This is a genomic window from Aeromonas sp. R5-3 (genome assembly GCF_040908225.1).
In the GTDB taxonomy this organism is placed as follows: domain Bacteria; phylum Pseudomonadota; class Gammaproteobacteria; order Enterobacterales; family Aeromonadaceae; genus Aeromonas; species Aeromonas dhakensis.
The window spans coordinates 243,819-258,615 of record NZ_JBFODH010000002.1 but is presented as its reverse complement, the minus strand read 5'-3'; the positions used below and the strand labels follow the sequence as shown (position 1 = coordinate 258,615).

Genomic DNA, 14,797 nt, shown 5'->3' with positions numbered 1-14,797 from the left:
TGGCAGGCCATGCCGCTTGCTCTCGCCTAGTCATGACACACCTCCCGACCCGCAGGATGCGCCGTTGCCTCGCAGCAGGCCTGATGGACCCGGGCCAGCTCGGCCTCCAGCACGGACAAGGGGGGCAGATGGTGATCCCGCTCCAGCAGCAGGGGGCGCAGGCCGTGGGTCTGCACCGTATAGCGGGCCAGCGCCACCACCTCCTCGCAGACCGGACGACCATGGGTATCCAGCAGGGTGCCGTCCGCCTCTTCCAGATGGCCGGCGATATGGAAGTAGCGGATCGCCTGGCTCGGCAACCCGGCAATCATCCGCTCGGGGCAGTAGCCGTGATTGCGGCTGTTCACAAAAACGTTGTTGATGTCGAGCAGCAGCTCGCAACCGCTGCGCGCCACCAGCTCGGTCAGAAACGCCTCCTCCGCCATCTCGTGCTTATAGCCGTGGTAGTAGGAGATGTTCTCCAGCACCAGCGGGCGGGCCAGCGCATCCTGTACCTGCCGGATCCGATCCGCCAGATAGGGGAGGTTCTCCCACTGGCGCGGCACCGGCAGCAGCTCGTAGAGATAGCCCCGGGCATCGCGGGAAAAACTCAGGTGTTCGCTGTAAATGTCGATGCCAAACTCGTCGAGAAAGGCGCGGATCTGGCCGAGCAGGGTCATATTGAGCGGCTGGCAATCGCCGAGGGAGAGGTTGAGCCCGTGGGCCACCAGCGGATAACGCTCGGCGATCTGCTGCAGTTGCTCCCGCCTGGCGCCGCCAATGGCCATCCAGTTCTCCGGCGCCAGCTCGAGAAAGTCGATGCCGGGGCGGGCAGGCGCAGCACAGAGCTGGGCCAGATGCTCCTGGCGCAGCCCCACGCCACGGCTGCTGGCGCTTATTGGCCGCATACCCCCTCCGTCATCTTGCTCTCCTGGCGCTGGGTTTCGCCGTTGATCCCCTGCTCCGCCAGACCACACTTGCCATCGCGGGCGCGCACCAGCCGGCCCTGTGGATCACTGTCGAGGGCCTGCTTCTCGAAGCGCTTCTCGGTGCCGCACTTGCCGGCCGCACACTTGCCGCCGTGCTGTTCGCTCGGCGCCGCCTTCACCGGCGCCTCGCTCGGGGTGGCCGCCAGCGCCAGCCCGGGGGTCAGCGCGATCAGGCCGGTCATGGCGATGGAGAGGCTCAATTTGCAGGAGGTTTTGATGCTGCTTGCGTTACTCATGGCTGGACTCCTTGACGGATGAAACGGGGTAACTGGAGAGATCGCGGGCGGCCACCACCTGGCCGTGGAACTGCTGCTTGACGATGGCCATCGCCTCCTTCTTGTGATTGAGGCCGACCCCCATCCAGTGGTTCAGCACCAGCAGCTTGGGGTTCACTTCGGCGGCAATGTTGGCAACCACCGAGGGCTTGGCATGGAGCGAGGCGGAGACGGGGTCGGCGCCCTCGTGGATGGCGAGCGGCATCACCAGGATATCGGCCCCCTTGGCAAACGGCACAAAGGCCGGATTGCTGCCGTTCTGATCCGCCGAGATGACGATGGTCCCCTCGGCGCTTTCGATGCGATAGGCCAGACAGGGCACGTCCCCGTGGGGGATGCCAAGCGCCGTGATGGTCAGGTCATCCTGCTGATAGACCTGTTGCGGCCTGGGCGTCTGGTAGGGCACATCGTGCACATTGATGGGGAAGAGACCATCGGAGCCATCCTTGAAGCCGCTCAGGTAGGCATAAGCGCCCTTGTCTTTGTTGAAGAGGGCATCAAAGTAGCCGCTCATGCTGGGGAAGGCCGAGCCGGCCTGTGGCCCCGCCAGATCGAGGGGATCGCTGCGCTTGAAGAAGTAGGCCCCCTTGAGCAGCGCAGGCAGGTCGGTCACATGGTCGGTGTGAAAGTGGGTGATGCCAATGAAGTCGACCTCTTCGAGCTTGGCGCCCGCCTGGCCGAAGCGCAGATAGACGCCGCCACCGGCATCGATCAGGATGCGCGATTTGCCCTTCCACCAGATCACCTCGCTGGAGGAAGCGCGCAGATCGTCGGAGATGGGGCCGCCGCTGCCGAGCACCTGCAGGGTGAATGCCTTGTCCAGTGGCGTCAGTTGTACGGGCTCGGCCCAGGCCGGCGCGGTGGCGAGCGCGCAGCCGATGGCCAGCGTCACCGCTTTGATTGTCTGTTTCATAACGGATTACCTGTCGGTTGGATGACAAGAGAAAGGGGTCGGGGCGAGGCAGTGTCTGCCCTCCCCGACCGAGGGGGATCAGGGTTGAGAGCGGGGCTCATCCCGTTCATCGGCTGCCCAGCGTGCTTCCAGCCAGAGCAGGTTGCACAGGCCCAGCAGCAGGGCGAAACCCAGGCCCAAAATCCAGGTGAAGTACCACATAGCGGCTCCCTTGGGGTCAGTAGAGTTGATGGCTGTCGCGCTTGATGCCGGCACGATCCAGCTTGCCGCGCACCACCCGGTAGACCCAGCCGGTATAGCCGAGGTTGATGGGCATCAGCACCAGCACGATCCCGAACATGATGATCAGGGTCTTGAAGCTGGAGGTGCCGTCCCACAGGGTCAGGCTGCTGGCCGGATCCAGCGACGAGGGCAGCACGAAGGGAAACAGGGCGATGGCCACCGAGCAGAGCATGGCGGCGCAGGCCAGGCCGCTGGCCAGCAGCGCCAGCCGTCCCTTCTCCTGCCAGGCGGCGATGCCGCTGGCCAGCGGTGCCAGGGCGCCGATGAGGGGCACCAGCCACAGCAGCGGGTAGTCAAAGTAGTTGCCAAGCCAGCCGCAGGCGTGGGGGATCACCCCCTTCATCAACGGGCTGATGGCGGCATTGGGGTCAAAGGGCTGGCCCGCCAGGCCGGTCAGCTGATAACCCGGCAACCCCAGCAGATGCCAGCCGGCCAGCAGATAGCAGAGGGTCACCAGCGGCGCCAGCAGGATGGCGAGGCCACGGGCCCGCAGTGCAGGGGTCCCCGTTACCTTGGCCTGCAGGAAGCTGGCGCCGTGCAGCAGCAGCAGGCTCACCCCGGTCGCCACCACGCTGGCAATCCAGCTCCAGTGGAAATCGAAGGCCCCGTAGTGCAGGCGCAGTGCGCTGTCGAAGCGAAACGGCAGGCCCTGCATCACCAGCGCGATGGCGGCAGAGAGCACCAAGGTCGGCACCAGACCACCGGCCACCAGGGCGCGATCCCACCAGCGACGCCAGAGGGGATCGGCCAGCTTGCTGCGATAGTCAAACCCCACCGGGCGCAGGAAGAGGCCAAGCAACAGCACTATCATGGGCACATAGAGCGCCGAGAAGGCGGCGGCGTAGACCAGCGGCCAGGCGGCGAACAGGGCGCCGGCACCGGCGATGAGCCACACCTGGTTGCCCTCCCACACCGGCCCCACGCTGTTGATCACCAGTCGGCGGTCTTCATCCTCTTTCGAGACCACCGGCAGCAGCATGGCGATGCCCAGATCGAAGCCATCCATCACGATGAAGCCGACCAGCATGAACAGCACCAGCCCCCACCAGATGAGTTTCAGGGTTTCATAATCCATCAGGCGATCCTCGCAAGTTCGGGTTGTTCACCGCTGTAGCGGCCGGTATGCAGCACGGCGGGCCCCTGGCGGATCACGCGGCGCAGCAGGAACAGCTCCACCACCAGTAGGCAGGAGTAAATGAGACAGATGGAGATCAGGCTGAACCAGAGCTGGCCCGGCTGCAGCAGCGACACCGAAGCCGACACCGGCAGCACGTCGCTAATGGTCCAGGGCTGGCGACCGAACTCGGCCACGAACCAGCCTGCCTCGATGGCAATCCAGGGCAGCGGAATGCTCCACAGCAGCGCCTTGAGCAGGCGGGGCGAGGCGAGCAGCCGGTTGCGGCAGAGCTGGACAAAGCCCGCCACGAACAGCCCTAGCATCACTACCCCCAACCCGACCATGATCCGAAAGCCCCAGAACAGCGGCGCCACCTGCGGCACCGAGTCTTCCACCGCCCTGGCGATCTCGGCCTCACCGGCCTTGGCGATGTTGCTGGCATAGGGGGTGAGCAGCAGCCCGTAGCCGAGATCCTGGCCGTGCTTGTCGAACAGCGCACGGTTCTCGGCCGAGTCGTTGCCGGCGCGGATCTGCTCGAGCGCCCCGGCGGCCACCATGCCGCTGCGAATGCGGGTCTCGTGCTGGGCCTTGAGATCCTTGATGCCGGTCACCGCCTCATCGAGGGAGCGGGTGGCGATGATGCCCATCAGATAGGGGATTTTGACCGCAGCGTGGGTGGTCTCGGCCCCCTGATCCGGGAAACCGAACAGGGTGAAGGCGGCCGGCGCGGGCTCCGTCTCCCACTCCGCCTCGATGGCGGCCAGCTTGACCTTCTGCACCTCGCCGGTGCGATAGCCCGACTCGTCACCCAGCACGATGACCGAGAGAATGGCGGCCAGCCCAAAGCCCGAGGCGATGGCAAAGGAGCGCAAGGCGAAGCGCACCTCCATGCGGCGCAGCAGATACCAGCTGCTCACCCCCATCACGAACAGGGAGGCGGCCACGTAGCCCGCCGCCACCGTGTGCACGAACTTGACCTGGGCCACCGGGTTGAAGATCACCGCGGCCACGTCCACCAGCTCCATGCGCTGGGTCACCAGGTTGAACTCGGCGCCCACCGGGTTCTGCATCCAGCCGTTGCCGATCAGGATCCAGAGCGCGGAGAGGTTGGAACCGAGCGCCACCAGCATGGTCACCAGCAGATGCTGACCGCGGGAGAGCTTGTCCCAGCCGAAGAAGAAGAGTCCCACCAGGGTCGACTCGAGGAAGAAGGCCATCAACCCCTCCACCGCCAGCGGGGTGCCGAAAATGTCCCCCACATACTGGGAGTAGTAGGCCCAGTTGGTGCCAAACTGAAACTCCAGGGTGATGCCTGTGGTCACCCCCATCACGAAGTTGATGCCAAACAGCTTGCCCCAGAAACGGGTGATGTCCTTGTAGATCACCTTGCCGGTCATCACATAGGCCGACTCTGCGATCACCAGGATCCAGGACAGCCCCAGCGTGAGGGGCACAAACAGGAAGTGGAACATGGCCGTGGCGCCAAATTGCAGGCGCGACAGGCTGACCACGTCATCCGGATTGATCATGCGTCACTCTCTTTTGTTGTATTTACCTTGCACGTTTTGTGCGAGACAAGTACACCACGGAGCATGACACCTATAACAGATGCAGTTATATTGAATTACACCTATAACAGTTACTGCATCACATGTCCCTTTACCGTCAACTGGCCGACCGCCTGCAACAGCAGATTGAAGCCGGGGTGTGGCAACCCGGCGAGCGCATCCCCTCCATCCGCCAGAGCTGCAAGACCCATGGCCTGAGCCCCATGACGGTGCTGCAGGCCTATCAGCTGCTGGAGAGCCAGGGGCGGATCCTCGCCCGCCCCCAGTCCGGCTACTACATCAAGGCGGCACCTTCCCGCCCTGCCGCCAGCCTGCCCCAGCAGGCTCACTACAGCGGCTCGGTGGACATCAACGATCTGGTGTTCGAGGTGTTGCAGGCGAGCAAGTCACGGGGGCTGGTGCCCCTTGGCATGTCGGTGGCCGACCCCACCCTGTTTCCTCATCCCCAGCTTGGGCGGGCACTGGCCAGCTGCATGCGCCGGCTCGACCCCTTCAGCACGGTGGCAGACCTGCCCCCCGGCAACGAGGCGCTGCGCCGGGCCATCGCCCAGCGTTACGCCAGCGAGGGGCTGGCGGTGGATCCTCAGCAGATCATCATCACCACCGGCGCCATGGAGGCGCTCTCCCTCAGTCTGCAGGTGCTGACCGAGCCCGGTGACTGGGTGGTGGTGGAGTCCCCCACCTTCTATGGCGCCCTGCAGGCCATCGAGCGGCTCAAGTTGAATGCGGTGGAGATCCCGGTGATCCCCGGGGTGGGCATCGATCTCGCCCTGCTGGAGGAGGCCCTCGCCCAGCGCCCCATCAAGGCGTGCTGGCTGATGGGCAATGTTCAGCACCCGCTGGGTCACACCATGCCGGATGAGCACAAGCAGGCGCTGATGGCGCTGCTCAACCGACGCGGGGTGGCGCTGGTGGAGGATGACGTCTATGCCGAGGTCTATTTCGGTCGTGAGCGGCCAAGGCCCATCAAATATTGGGATACCAGTGGCGAGAGCCTGCTGTGCAGCTCCTTCTCAAAGTGCCTGGCACCGGGCTTTCGGGTCGGCTGGGTGGTGGCGGGTCGCCACGCCGAGCGGGTGCAGCGGTTGCAGTTGATGTCGACCCTCTCCACCAATGTGCCCAGCCAGCTGGCGCTGGCCGAGATGCTGCGTCAGGGCGGGGTGGATGCCCACTTTCGCCGGCTGCGCCACACCCTGGCCCAGCGCCAGCAGCAGATGCGGGCCGCCCTGCTGCGCCTGCTGCCGGGGGAAGTGAGCATCTCCTCCCCCGATGGCGGCTACTTTCTCTGGCTCGAGTTTGACCCGCGCCTCGACAGTCGCGCCCTGCACGCCCGGGCGCTGGCCAGCGGTTTCTCGCTGGCGCCAGGCGCCCTCTTCTCCAGCAAGGGGCTGCACAATCACTGCCTGCGACTCAACAGCTCCCATCCCTGGAGCGAGCAGCTGGAGGCGGCCCTCACCCGGTTGGCCGAACTTATTCACCAACAGCTGGACACAGCTCCCGTCAAAGACCAAAAGGCCCCATGACGGGGCCTTTTTCTTGCGAAATTATCTGGTTGAAACGGGCTTATCTGGCCATGGTCTGTGACAGCATCTTGAACCCCAACCTCTCGTAAAGCGCTTTGGCGCGCTCGTTGAATGCCATCACCTCCAGCCGCAACTGGCTGGCGCCCTGCGCCTTGCCCCACTCATCGCAATGGGCGATCAGCGCCTTGCCGATCCCCCGGGAACGGTGCCCCTCATCGACCACCAGGGTGCCGATGCGGCAGATGGGCTCCTTGCTCAGAAACGGGATGGTCTCGTTGATGTCGATGCGGGCGGTCAGAAAACCTGCCACGGATCCCTCCTGCTCGGCCACGCAAAACAGGCGCCCTTCGGCGGCAATGGCTGCCAGCAGAAAGGCCCGCTCCTCGGGGGATGGCGGGCAGAATACCTGCGGCGCCTGCGCGAAGTGGATCTCCCCTATCTGCCGGTTCAGCTCGAGGATGGCGTCTATATCCTGCTCACGTGCCTTGCGTATTTCCAATGAATGCTCCTTGCCTCTGTGTCCTGACGATGATGTGCCCTGGCGATGAGACGGTCTCATCTGCTCCCTTTTGCCTGGGCTCCATCATAGTGGCTGCCGAGCCAGACAAGCCAGACAAGAAGTGCCGCAACAGCCTTTGGCAGGTATCTGAAAACAACAAGGCCCCGTCACGGGGCCTTGTCGACAATCCATGTACTGAGCGGGGGGTCAGGCGGGGGCATCCAGCTGGGCCACCTGGCGCTCAATGCTGCCTTTGAGGTTCTCATCGAGCTTGAGGGCGCGCGCCAGCTCGTCCAGATAACCGCGCTCCATGAAGTGATCCACATCGATGGCAAGCAAGGAGGCGAGATAGACCTCGGTGGCCAGCTCCATGTCGGTCACCTCCCGCGCCAGGGCGTGGGGATCCAGGGGGCGGGCCAGCTCGGCATCAATCCAGCGGGCCGCATCGCTCTGGCCCTGCTCGGTCAGGTACTGCTGGATCTTCTGACGCTCGTCGGCGTCGATATGGCCGTCGGCCCGGGCCGCCGCCACCATGGCGCGCACCAGAAGCGCGGCTCTGGCATCCAGCGCATTGCCCTGCAGGGTATCGAGGGGTTGGGTCGGCTGGGCCGGGGCAGACTGCTGAGCCTGCCAGTCCTGATAGAGCTTGTAGGCCAGGCCGCCGAGGGCCGCCGCACCGCCCACCGCCGCCACCTTGCCGCCATATTTGCGCACCTTCTTGTTGCCAAGCAGCAGGGCCATGGCACCGGCGGCGAGGCCCCCTTGCGCCATCCCCTTCATCTGCGCCTTGCGGCTGTCGCCACCTTCGTTGAGCCAGCCCTTGCCAGCTCCCATCAATTGCTCCAGCATTTGTTTCATGGGACCTCCTCGTTGGATGGTGAACCATGCTGAACCTGCCCCACTGAACTCAAGGTGAATGGATGCCACTGCCCCGCCTGCTGTCGCTGACCCTGCTGACCCTGATGGCGTTCGCCGCCAACTCGGTGCTCTGCCGGCTCGCCCTGTTCGAAGAGCGGATGGATCCCGCCCTCTTCACCCTGCTGCGCCTGACCAGCGGCGCCCTGGTGCTGGTGCTGCTGTGCGGCGCGCGCAAAAAATCCCCCCGCCAGGGGGACTGGGGCGGCGCCCTGGCCCTCATCACCTATGGCGCGGCGTTCTCGTTCTCCTACCTCACCCTGACCGCGGGCACCGGCGCCCTGCTGCTGTTTGCCGCCGTCCAGCTCAGCATGCTGGCGCCGCCCCTGCTGCGCGGGGAGCCCCTGCCCCGCCGCCAGTGGCTCGGCCTGCTGCTCGCCATGGCGGGCCTGGTGGTATTGCTGCTGCCCGGCCTCAGCGCGCCGGATCCGCTGGGGGCGGCCCTGATGATAGTGGCCGGCATCGCCTGGGCCGGCTATACCCTGCGGGCCTCGCGCTTTGCCGACCCGGTCGCCGCCAACGCCGGCCATTTTCTACGCGCCAGCCTGCCGGCCGCCCTGCTCTATCTGCTGTTCGGGCAACTGCAGAGCAGCCCCGCCGCCATAGGCTATGCCCTGGCCTCGGGGGCGCTGGCCTCCGGCCTTGGCTATGCGCTCTGGTATCTGGTGCTGCCTCACCTTGGCCGTACCCTGGCCGCCAGCGTCCAGCTGCTGGTGCCCCTGCTCGCCGCCCTGGCCGGGCTCATCTGGTTGGATGAGTCCTGGTCGCTGCGCTTGGTATTGTCGACCCTGGGCATCCTGGGGGGGATCGCCCTGGTCATCGCCGGACGCCCCCCATCAGGAGAAAAGTCATCATGAAGATGCTCATATTGCTGCTCGGTTGCACCCTCTCGCTCCCCCTGCTGGCCGTAGTGGAGGACAGAGATGCCAAACAGGCCAAGCTGGATGCGGCCTGCCAGCAGGCCCAGCAACAGCTGGTCGAACAGGGCAAGCAACAGCGGATCGACGCCTGCATCAAGGCGGGCGGCAAGGCCGCCAAGTGCCAGCAGGAGTTCGCCAGCTTCGGCCAGCGCGAGGGCAACAAACGGCCCGATCTCAACAACCTGCCCCCCTGCCAGCAGGCTGATGCCTATCGCAAGAGCTACCGGCAATGACCCTCAATCAAGGAGACCCCATGACCCCACCCCGCGAGCTGACCCTGCAGTTTCTGGCCGAGCCCGCCGACGTGAATTTCGGCGGCAAGGTGCACGGCGGCATGGTGATGAAGTGGATCGATCAGGCGGGTTACGCCTGCGCCGCCGGCTGGTGTGGCGGCTATGCGGTGACCGTCTATGTGGGGGGGATCCGCTTTCTGCGCCCCATCCAGATAGGTCAGCTGGTGGAGGTACACGCCCAGGTGATCCACACCGGCACTACCAGCATGCACCTGGCGGTGGATGTCTACAGCCGCCACCCGACCCAGCGAGAGCGTCACAAGACCACCCACTGCATCATCATCTTCGTGGCCATGGACGAGCACGGCAAACCGACCCCTGTGCCCCAGTGGCAACCGCAAAACGAGAGCGATCGGCAGCTGCAGCAGTACGCCCTCAAATTGATGGCCCTGCGCGAGCAGATCGACCAGGAGATGCGCCAGCACCTCTAGCCGGGTCACCCGCAACACCGGACAGGTCCCCATCCGGGAGCGGCTCTGTATAATGGCGCTTTCCCCGTTACGGAGTCTGTCATGTCATTGGAAACTGCCCCGCCCGAGGTCCAGCTCGCGGTGGATCTCATCGAACTGCTGGAGACCAACCGGATTGAGCCGGCCCTCGCCCTGGCGGCGCTGGCCATCGTCTCCGCGGACTATCAGCGCAAGCTCAGCGAAGGCAAGGAGTGCTGAGCAAGGTTGCCTTGCCACCCCACCTTGCACAGGAGGTGTCATGACTGACCCCATCCGTTTTGAAACCGGCCGTCCCATGCAGCTTGCCGGCCTGCGCCGTCACCATGCCTTCGCCCACGCCGACTTTGGCGGCCAATGGCGCGATTTCAGCGCCCTAGGTCCGTTGCCGGGCCAGCTGGGTGAGCATGCCTACGGCGTCATCTGCGGCGTGACCGCCACCGAGTGCGAATACATGTGTGCGGTGGAGGTCGCCGCGCTGGAGGTGCTGCCCAAGACGCTGGGGCGGATGCGCATCGAGCCCCAGACCTATGCCGTCTTCCTGCACCGGGGGCATGTCTCGACCATGCCGCACACCTGGCAGCAGGCGCTGGAGTGGCTGGCGCAGTCCAGCTGGGAGTCGGCCCACAAGCCAGACTTCGAACGCTATGGCACCGCCTTTGACCCGGAGACCGGCAGCGGCGAGGTCGAACTCTGGCTCGCCGTGCTGCCGCGCCAGGCCATCGCCTGAGCATCCCGCGCTCTGCCCTGGTAAACCGGCCAGGTTTAACCCAGACGAGGGGCTGACTCGGCGCACGGGCGGTGCAAGGATATGGCTCCCCTACTGCCCGAGAGTTGTTATGGATAACCAGGAATGTCTCGACCAGGCTGGTCTTTGGAGCCGCTCCGCCCGCATCATGACGCTGGCCTGCCTCATCGTCTTCATGGCCCAGATGGCCACCACCGTTTACCTCCCCTCCCTGCCCGTGGTGATGACGGATCTCGCCATGACCCGGCAGGGGGCTGAGCTCTCCATCTCGCTGTTCGTCATCGGCGCAGCCCTGCCGGTGCTGTTCTGGGGCGCCGCCGCCGACCGCTACGGTCGCCAGCTACCCCTCGCCCTATCACTCTTGCTGTTTGTCGGCCTCAGCCTGCTGCTGGCCACCACCAGCCAGGGGCCGCTGCTCTTGATCCTGCGCACCCTGCAAGGGGTGGCGGCCGGCGGCGCGGCCATCATCGCCCGCATCCTGGTGCGGGATCACTGGCACGGCGATGAGCTGGCACGCCGCCTCTCGGTGCTCTCCATCGCCTTTATCACCGCCCTCGGCGGCGGTCAGTGGATAGGCGGCCTCATCAGCCGCTATGCCCATTGGCAGCTGGGGTTCGTGCTGATGGCCGGGGTCGGCGTGCTGGCGCTGCTCTTGATGAGCAACCTGCCGCTGCACGGGCCCAACCCGGCGGCGGCGGGCGGCGGCATGTGGGCCCGTTACGCCAGCCTGCTGCGCCGCCCCGGCTTTTTCTGGCCGGCCTGCGCCGGTGGCATCGGCTTTGCCATCACGGTGACCCTGCAGGAGGTGAGCCCCTTCGTGCTGCAGCAGGGGTTTGCCCTCCAGGTCACCACCTTCGGCAGCCTGGGGTTGCTGATCGGGGTCGCCTACTTCGCCGGTGCCATGACGGTCAACCGGCGGGTCGCCCGGGTGGGAGGCCGCCAGCTGATGCGCCAGGGGGCCGCGCTCATACTGCTGGCGGCCGGCGGCATGCTGCTGCTCTGGGCTCTGGGTGCCCTGCAGGGCTGCGGTGGCTTGGTGGCCATGATGACCTGCTACTGCCTCATCATCTTCGGGCAGGCGGTGCTCTTTCCCAACAGCATGGCGTTGGCGGTGAGCGATGGCCGCGAGCACGGCGCCTACGCCATGGCTCTGTGCGGCTTCCTGCAGCAGGGGGTAGCCGGGGTGGCTGCTGCCGGCGCCACCCTGGTGAGCCATCACGGGGCCTGGGCCCCGCTCGTCTTCACCCTGGCGCTCATCACCCTGCTCATCGTGCGCACCAGGGTGCGCTAAGCAGGCCCCTGCCTGCATCCTCTCACTGCTCAGCGGGCCCCATCACCCGATCGCACAGGCTGATGAGGGCCTCGCAGAGGCGAGTGAGCGGCTCGCCGCGCTCCGCCCCCAGGTGCAGCGCCAGCTCCACCGGCGCCACTGCCGGCCAGTGGGTCAGCTCCTGCTGATCCGGCTGCAGCAGGCGCCGGGGCAGCAGGCTGACCCCGATCCCGGCGCTCACCGCCCCCTGCAGGCTGGCCAGACTGGCGCTGACGTAGGCGATGCGCCAGCGCCGCCCCATCCCATCGAGCGCCTCGGTCAGCTGCCGCCGATAGAGCCCTTCGCTCGGGAACACCACCAGCGGCAGGGGATCCCGCTCGCTGGCGGGCCAGGCTCGGCTGTCGACCCAGGCCAGCGGTTCGCGCCAGCAGGCGCGCGGCGCCCCCTGTCCCCGCGCCTGTTTGACCAGCGCCAAGTCCAGCTCGCCGGCCTCGAAGCGCTGCCAGATCTCGTGGCTGAGGCCGCTGTGCACCTCCAGACGCACCTGCGGGTAATCGCGGGCAAAGGCCGCCAGCACCGGGGCGATGGCACCGGCGGCAAAATCCTCCGGGACCCCCAGGCTCAGTTGCAGGCTGGCCTCGGCCACCTGCTCCTCGGCCCGGGCCAGCAGGGCCAGGATGCTGCGGGCCAGTCCCAGCAGCTTTTCTCCCTCTGCCGTGGTCACCACCTGGCGACCGGAGCGATCCAGCAGCGGGCAGCCGAGCTGCTGCTCGAGGCGCCGCATCTGCTGGCTGATGGTGGATTGTGTGAGGTGCACCCGTTCACCGGCGCGGGTAAAACTGCCGCTGTCGACGATGGCGACAAAGCTGCGCAGCAAGAGGGGATCCAGCATGGCGACTCCATTTACAAAACCACTGGATGTCATTCTATCATTTAATTTCCCCATGACTGATTCCCCCGCTAGGCTGGTCTCCTCCCATCCCCTTGCCTCGAGGATCCGTCATGCCCCACTCCCTTGCCGAACCCGCCGGCGCACGCCTGATCGCGTCGCTGACCACCAATCCCAGCCATCAGGAGTGGCTGGAGCAGGCTCTGCAACTGGCCCTCTTCAACCGCCAGCAGGGAGGCCGCCCCTTTGCCGCCCTGCTGGTGCGAGACAACCAGCTGGTGACCAGCGCCGTCAACGGCATGCACCAGGATGGCGACCCCACCCGCCACGCCGAGCTGGAAGCACTGCGCCAGGCCAGCCAGGTCGGGCCGCTGGCGGGCGCCATCGTCTACGCCAGCGGTCACCCCTGCCCCATGTGCCTGAGCGCCCTGGTGATGAACGGCATTGCCGCCGTCTATTACGCCTTCGATAACGAGGATGCAGCCCCGTTCGGCTTTGACAGCACGGCCGCCTACCACAAGCTGGGCCTGCCCCTCGCCCCTGCTCCACTGCCGCTCATCAAGCTGCCAAGCCCGCTGGCCGCCGCCGAGCTCTACGGTGCACAAGACCATGCTTGAGGCCCGCATCGATACGCGCCAGCAGCAGGCCCTGCTGGTGCTGGTGATCCTGATCGGGCTCAACTTGCGGCCGTTTCTCACCGCCATCGGCCCCCTCAGCCGCGACATTGCCGAGGCGCTCGGGCTTGGCATGGATACCCTGGCCTGGCTGACCCTGCTGCCGCTCTGGCTCATCGGTGGCGGCGTGCTGCTCACCCCGGCCCTGCGCAGTCGCAGTGGGCCGCGCCAGTTGCTGGGGGCGGCCCTGCTGCTGCTGGGCATGGGCAGCGCCATGCGCTTCGAGGCAGGTAGCGGCGCCCTGCTCATCGCCAGCGCCGCCCTCTGCGGGCTAGGCTCGGCCCTGGTGCAGGGGGTGCTGCCCGGTCTCATCAAGCAGGCATTTGCCCAGAAGGTGCCGCTGGTGATGGGCATCTTCTCGGCCTGCATGATGGGGGGCGGAGCGCTGGGTGCCAGCCTCACCCCGCAGCTCGCCGCCCGGCTCGACTGGTCCCAGGCGCTGGCGCTGTGGAGCCTGCCGGTGCTGCTGGCCATGGGCTGGCTCGGCTGGCGGGTACGGCTGCCCGCAGCGCCGGTGGCGGTATCCGGCGGCGGCGAGCAGCGCCTCATCAGCCTGCCCCGCAGCTGGCTGCTGATAAGCTGCTTTGGCATCATCAACAGCGGTTACGGCATCGTGGTGGCCTGGCTGGCGCCGGCCTACATGGCACAGGGCTGGAGCCCCCAACAGGGGGGCGAGCTGGTGGCCTGGCTGGCACTGGCCCAGACCGTGAGCGGCCTCGGCCTGCCGCTGCTGGCCGCCCGCCGGCTCGACCGCCGCCCCTGGATGGGATTGGCCATCGCCATGCAACTGGCGGGCTTTGGCGGCCTCTGGCTGGCGCCGACGGCCGCCCCCATCCTCTGGTGCATGCTGTGCGGCGCCGGGCTTGGCGGCAGCTTCTCCCTCATCATGGTCATCGCGCTCGATCACCTGCCGGATCCGCGCCGTGCCGGCACCCTCAGCGCCCTGATGCAGGGATTCGGCTTCATGCTGGCGGCCACCGGCCCCTGGGTGGCGGCCCGCCTGCATCACCTGAGCGGTGACTTCGCCGCCGCCTGGCAGTGGCAGCTGGCCGGCCTGGTGCTGATGAGCCTGCTGGTGTTGCGCCTCGACCCGCGCCGCTACCCGCGCGCCATGAAGCTGGCCACGGCCTCTCCTGCCCCCGCCCCCATCAACTGATCTGTGCTTGCCTCCTCTTTTCCAGATGAGGAGGCAAACTCACCCCCCTGCTATTCCTTCCCATCCTTTGCTCGCTTTCCGGCATCGGGCCAGCTGAGCAAATTATCAGTAAAGCGCTTCATATCCATTTGATTTGTAACACATTAAATCTTCCCATATGGAGGGTTGTGCTGCCATATGAGCCCATTAAGGTAAGGCATTCAGACGAGAATTAATCTCGTTTCGTCTGACAGGGAAGAGGCTGTATTCATCAGGGAGGAGAGCGCCACGCGCCAGTGGCTTTGCTATCACTCAAAGGAAATCACATGCAGACAAACACAAAATGGGCTTCTCTACTCGGT

The 14,797-nt window shown here is 66.0% G+C and carries 18 protein-coding genes; 9 read left to right on the top strand and 9 right to left on the bottom strand.

From position 1 onward, the window contains the following. Positions 1-26: 26 nt before the first annotated feature. The 6 genes from AB5Y95_RS01205 to AB5Y95_RS01180 all read right to left on the bottom strand — a co-directional run bounded on the left by AB5Y95_RS01205 (position 27) and on the right by AB5Y95_RS01180 (position 5,084). On the bottom strand, positions 27-887 hold the full coding sequence (locus AB5Y95_RS01205) for a DUF692 domain-containing protein (protein ID WP_368159373.1): 861 nt from the start codon (positions 885-887) through the stop codon (positions 27-29). Continuing rightward, positions 875-1,204, bottom strand: a complete 330-nt coding sequence (locus AB5Y95_RS01200) for a hypothetical protein (RefSeq protein WP_010634393.1) — start codon at positions 1,202-1,204, stop codon at positions 875-877. The genes AB5Y95_RS01205 and AB5Y95_RS01200 overlap by 13 nt, the downstream gene beginning before the upstream one ends. Beyond that, positions 1,197-2,156 carry an MBL fold metallo-hydrolase gene (locus AB5Y95_RS01195; RefSeq protein WP_368159372.1) on the bottom strand — a complete coding sequence of 320 codons (960 nt, stop codon included), beginning with the start codon at positions 2,154-2,156 and terminating at the stop codon, positions 1,197-1,199. Before AB5Y95_RS01195 ends, AB5Y95_RS01200 begins: the two co-directional genes overlap by 8 nt. Positions 2,157-2,234: 78 nt before the next feature. Continuing rightward, a complete protein-coding gene (locus AB5Y95_RS01190; protein ID WP_005299522.1) occupies positions 2,235-2,357 on the bottom strand; it encodes a cytochrome bd oxidase small subunit, CydX/CbdX family in 123 nt (40 codons plus the stop codon). Between the two features lie 16 nt (positions 2,358-2,373). Beyond that, positions 2,374-3,513 carry a cytochrome d ubiquinol oxidase subunit II gene (gene cydB, locus AB5Y95_RS01185; protein WP_216989245.1) on the bottom strand — a complete coding sequence of 380 codons (1,140 nt, stop codon included), beginning with the start codon at positions 3,511-3,513 and terminating at the stop codon, positions 2,374-2,376. Then, entirely contained in the window at positions 3,513-5,084 is a 1,572-nt protein-coding gene (locus AB5Y95_RS01180) for a cytochrome ubiquinol oxidase subunit I (protein WP_042050823.1), read from the bottom strand. Before AB5Y95_RS01180 ends, cydB begins: the two co-directional genes overlap by 1 nt. A 122-nt stretch (positions 5,085-5,206) precedes the next feature. Between AB5Y95_RS01180 and AB5Y95_RS01175 the strand changes: the two genes are divergently transcribed. Next, positions 5,207-6,646 (top strand): PLP-dependent aminotransferase family protein, encoded by a 1,440-nt coding sequence (locus AB5Y95_RS01175; RefSeq protein WP_368159371.1) that lies wholly within the window; start codon positions 5,207-5,209, stop codon positions 6,644-6,646. A 40-nt stretch (positions 6,647-6,686) separates the two neighbouring features. Here the strand turns inward: AB5Y95_RS01175 and AB5Y95_RS01170 are convergent, their stop codons facing one another. Next, on the bottom strand, positions 6,687-7,205 hold the full coding sequence (locus AB5Y95_RS01170) for a GNAT family N-acetyltransferase (protein ID WP_244366622.1): 519 nt from the start codon (positions 7,203-7,205) through the stop codon (positions 6,687-6,689). 147 nt (positions 7,206-7,352) lie between these two features. After that, the gene (locus AB5Y95_RS01165) at positions 7,353-8,003 is read right to left on the bottom strand and encodes a tellurite resistance TerB family protein (protein ID WP_019840478.1); all 651 of its coding nucleotides are present in this window, start codon (positions 8,001-8,003) and stop codon (positions 7,353-7,355) included. Positions 8,004-8,065: 62 nt separating this feature from the next. Between AB5Y95_RS01165 and AB5Y95_RS01160 the strand changes: the two genes are divergently transcribed. The 6 genes from AB5Y95_RS01160 to AB5Y95_RS01135 all read left to right on the top strand — a co-directional run bounded on the left by AB5Y95_RS01160 (position 8,066) and on the right by AB5Y95_RS01135 (position 11,758). After that, positions 8,066-8,917, top strand: a complete 852-nt coding sequence (locus AB5Y95_RS01160; protein ID WP_226009671.1) for a DMT family transporter — start codon at positions 8,066-8,068, stop codon at positions 8,915-8,917. After that, complete coding sequence (locus tag AB5Y95_RS01155; RefSeq protein WP_368159370.1) at positions 8,914-9,213, top strand: hypothetical protein; 300 nt, start codon at positions 8,914-8,916, stop codon at positions 9,211-9,213. The genes AB5Y95_RS01160 and AB5Y95_RS01155 overlap by 4 nt, the downstream gene beginning before the upstream one ends. A gap of 20 nt (positions 9,214-9,233) precedes the next feature. After that, entirely contained in the window at positions 9,234-9,704 is a 471-nt protein-coding gene (locus AB5Y95_RS01150; protein ID WP_005299506.1) for an acyl-CoA thioesterase, read from the top strand. 81 nt (positions 9,705-9,785) lie between these two features. Beyond that, positions 9,786-9,941 (top strand): pleiotropic regulatory protein RsmS, encoded by a 156-nt coding sequence (gene rsmS, locus AB5Y95_RS01145; RefSeq protein ID WP_010634402.1) that lies wholly within the window; start codon positions 9,786-9,788, stop codon positions 9,939-9,941. A gap of 40 nt (positions 9,942-9,981) precedes the next feature. Further along, positions 9,982-10,449, top strand: a complete 468-nt coding sequence (locus AB5Y95_RS01140) for a GyrI-like domain-containing protein (protein WP_019840475.1) — start codon at positions 9,982-9,984, stop codon at positions 10,447-10,449. Positions 10,450-10,558: 109 nt separating this feature from the next. Then, positions 10,559-11,758 (top strand): MFS transporter, encoded by a 1,200-nt coding sequence (locus tag AB5Y95_RS01135; RefSeq protein ID WP_368159369.1) that lies wholly within the window; start codon positions 10,559-10,561, stop codon positions 11,756-11,758. Between the two features lie 22 nt (positions 11,759-11,780). On the opposite strand, the gene AB5Y95_RS01130 is transcribed toward AB5Y95_RS01135, so the two are convergent. Beyond that, the gene (locus tag AB5Y95_RS01130; RefSeq protein WP_368159368.1) at positions 11,781-12,629 is read right to left on the bottom strand and encodes a LysR family transcriptional regulator; all 849 of its coding nucleotides are present in this window, start codon (positions 12,627-12,629) and stop codon (positions 11,781-11,783) included. Between the two features lie 110 nt (positions 12,630-12,739). Between AB5Y95_RS01130 and AB5Y95_RS01125 the strand changes: the two genes are divergently transcribed. Together AB5Y95_RS01125 and AB5Y95_RS01120 are read left to right on the top strand one after the other, a co-directional pair. Continuing rightward, positions 12,740-13,243: a nucleoside deaminase gene (locus AB5Y95_RS01125; protein ID WP_368159367.1), complete on the top strand. Its 504-nt coding sequence runs from the start codon at positions 12,740-12,742 to the stop codon at positions 13,241-13,243. Further along, complete coding sequence (locus tag AB5Y95_RS01120; RefSeq protein WP_368159416.1) at positions 13,236-14,456, top strand: cyanate transporter; 1,221 nt, start codon at positions 13,236-13,238, stop codon at positions 14,454-14,456. The genes AB5Y95_RS01125 and AB5Y95_RS01120 overlap by 8 nt, the downstream gene beginning before the upstream one ends. Positions 14,457-14,797 lie beyond the last annotated feature (341 nt).

What these genes read in the sequence shown, in the direction of transcription:
- AB5Y95_RS01120 (WP_368159416.1), top strand. Translation starts at nt 13,236, where the DNA reads ATGCTTGAGGCCCGCATCGATACGCGCCAGCAGCAGGCCCTGCTGGTG.
- AB5Y95_RS01195 (WP_368159372.1), bottom strand. Translation starts at nt 2,156, where the DNA reads ATGAAACAGACAATCAAAGCGGTGACGCTGGCCATCGGCTGCGCGCTC.
- AB5Y95_RS01165 (WP_019840478.1), bottom strand. Translation starts at nt 8,003, where the DNA reads ATGAAACAAATGCTGGAGCAATTGATGGGAGCTGGCAAGGGCTGGCTC.
- AB5Y95_RS01160 (WP_226009671.1), top strand. Translation starts at nt 8,066, where the DNA reads ATGCCACTGCCCCGCCTGCTGTCGCTGACCCTGCTGACCCTGATGGCG.
- AB5Y95_RS01130 (WP_368159368.1), bottom strand. Translation starts at nt 12,629, where the DNA reads ATGCTGGATCCCCTCTTGCTGCGCAGCTTTGTCGCCATCGTCGACAGC.
- AB5Y95_RS01140 (WP_019840475.1), top strand. Translation starts at nt 9,982, where the DNA reads ATGACTGACCCCATCCGTTTTGAAACCGGCCGTCCCATGCAGCTTGCC.
- AB5Y95_RS01175 (WP_368159371.1), top strand. Translation starts at nt 5,207, where the DNA reads ATGTCCCTTTACCGTCAACTGGCCGACCGCCTGCAACAGCAGATTGAA.
- AB5Y95_RS01180 (WP_042050823.1), bottom strand. Translation starts at nt 5,084, where the DNA reads ATGATCAATCCGGATGACGTGGTCAGCCTGTCGCGCCTGCAATTTGGC.
- AB5Y95_RS01190 (WP_005299522.1), bottom strand. Translation starts at nt 2,357, where the DNA reads ATGTGGTACTTCACCTGGATTTTGGGCCTGGGTTTCGCCCTGCTGCTG.
- AB5Y95_RS01135 (WP_368159369.1), top strand. Translation starts at nt 10,559, where the DNA reads ATGGATAACCAGGAATGTCTCGACCAGGCTGGTCTTTGGAGCCGCTCC.
- AB5Y95_RS01155 (WP_368159370.1), top strand. Translation starts at nt 8,914, where the DNA reads ATGAAGATGCTCATATTGCTGCTCGGTTGCACCCTCTCGCTCCCCCTG.
- AB5Y95_RS01150 (WP_005299506.1), top strand. Translation starts at nt 9,234, where the DNA reads ATGACCCCACCCCGCGAGCTGACCCTGCAGTTTCTGGCCGAGCCCGCC.
- AB5Y95_RS01125 (WP_368159367.1), top strand. Translation starts at nt 12,740, where the DNA reads ATGCCCCACTCCCTTGCCGAACCCGCCGGCGCACGCCTGATCGCGTCG.
- AB5Y95_RS01200 (WP_010634393.1), bottom strand. Translation starts at nt 1,204, where the DNA reads ATGAGTAACGCAAGCAGCATCAAAACCTCCTGCAAATTGAGCCTCTCC.
- AB5Y95_RS01205 (WP_368159373.1), bottom strand. Translation starts at nt 887, where the DNA reads ATGCGGCCAATAAGCGCCAGCAGCCGTGGCGTGGGGCTGCGCCAGGAG.
- AB5Y95_RS01170 (WP_244366622.1), bottom strand. Translation starts at nt 7,205, where the DNA reads ATGAGACCGTCTCATCGCCAGGGCACATCATCGTCAGGACACAGAGGC.
- rsmS (WP_010634402.1), top strand. Translation starts at nt 9,786, where the DNA reads ATGTCATTGGAAACTGCCCCGCCCGAGGTCCAGCTCGCGGTGGATCTC.
- cydB (WP_216989245.1), bottom strand. Translation starts at nt 3,513, where the DNA reads ATGGATTATGAAACCCTGAAACTCATCTGGTGGGGGCTGGTGCTGTTC.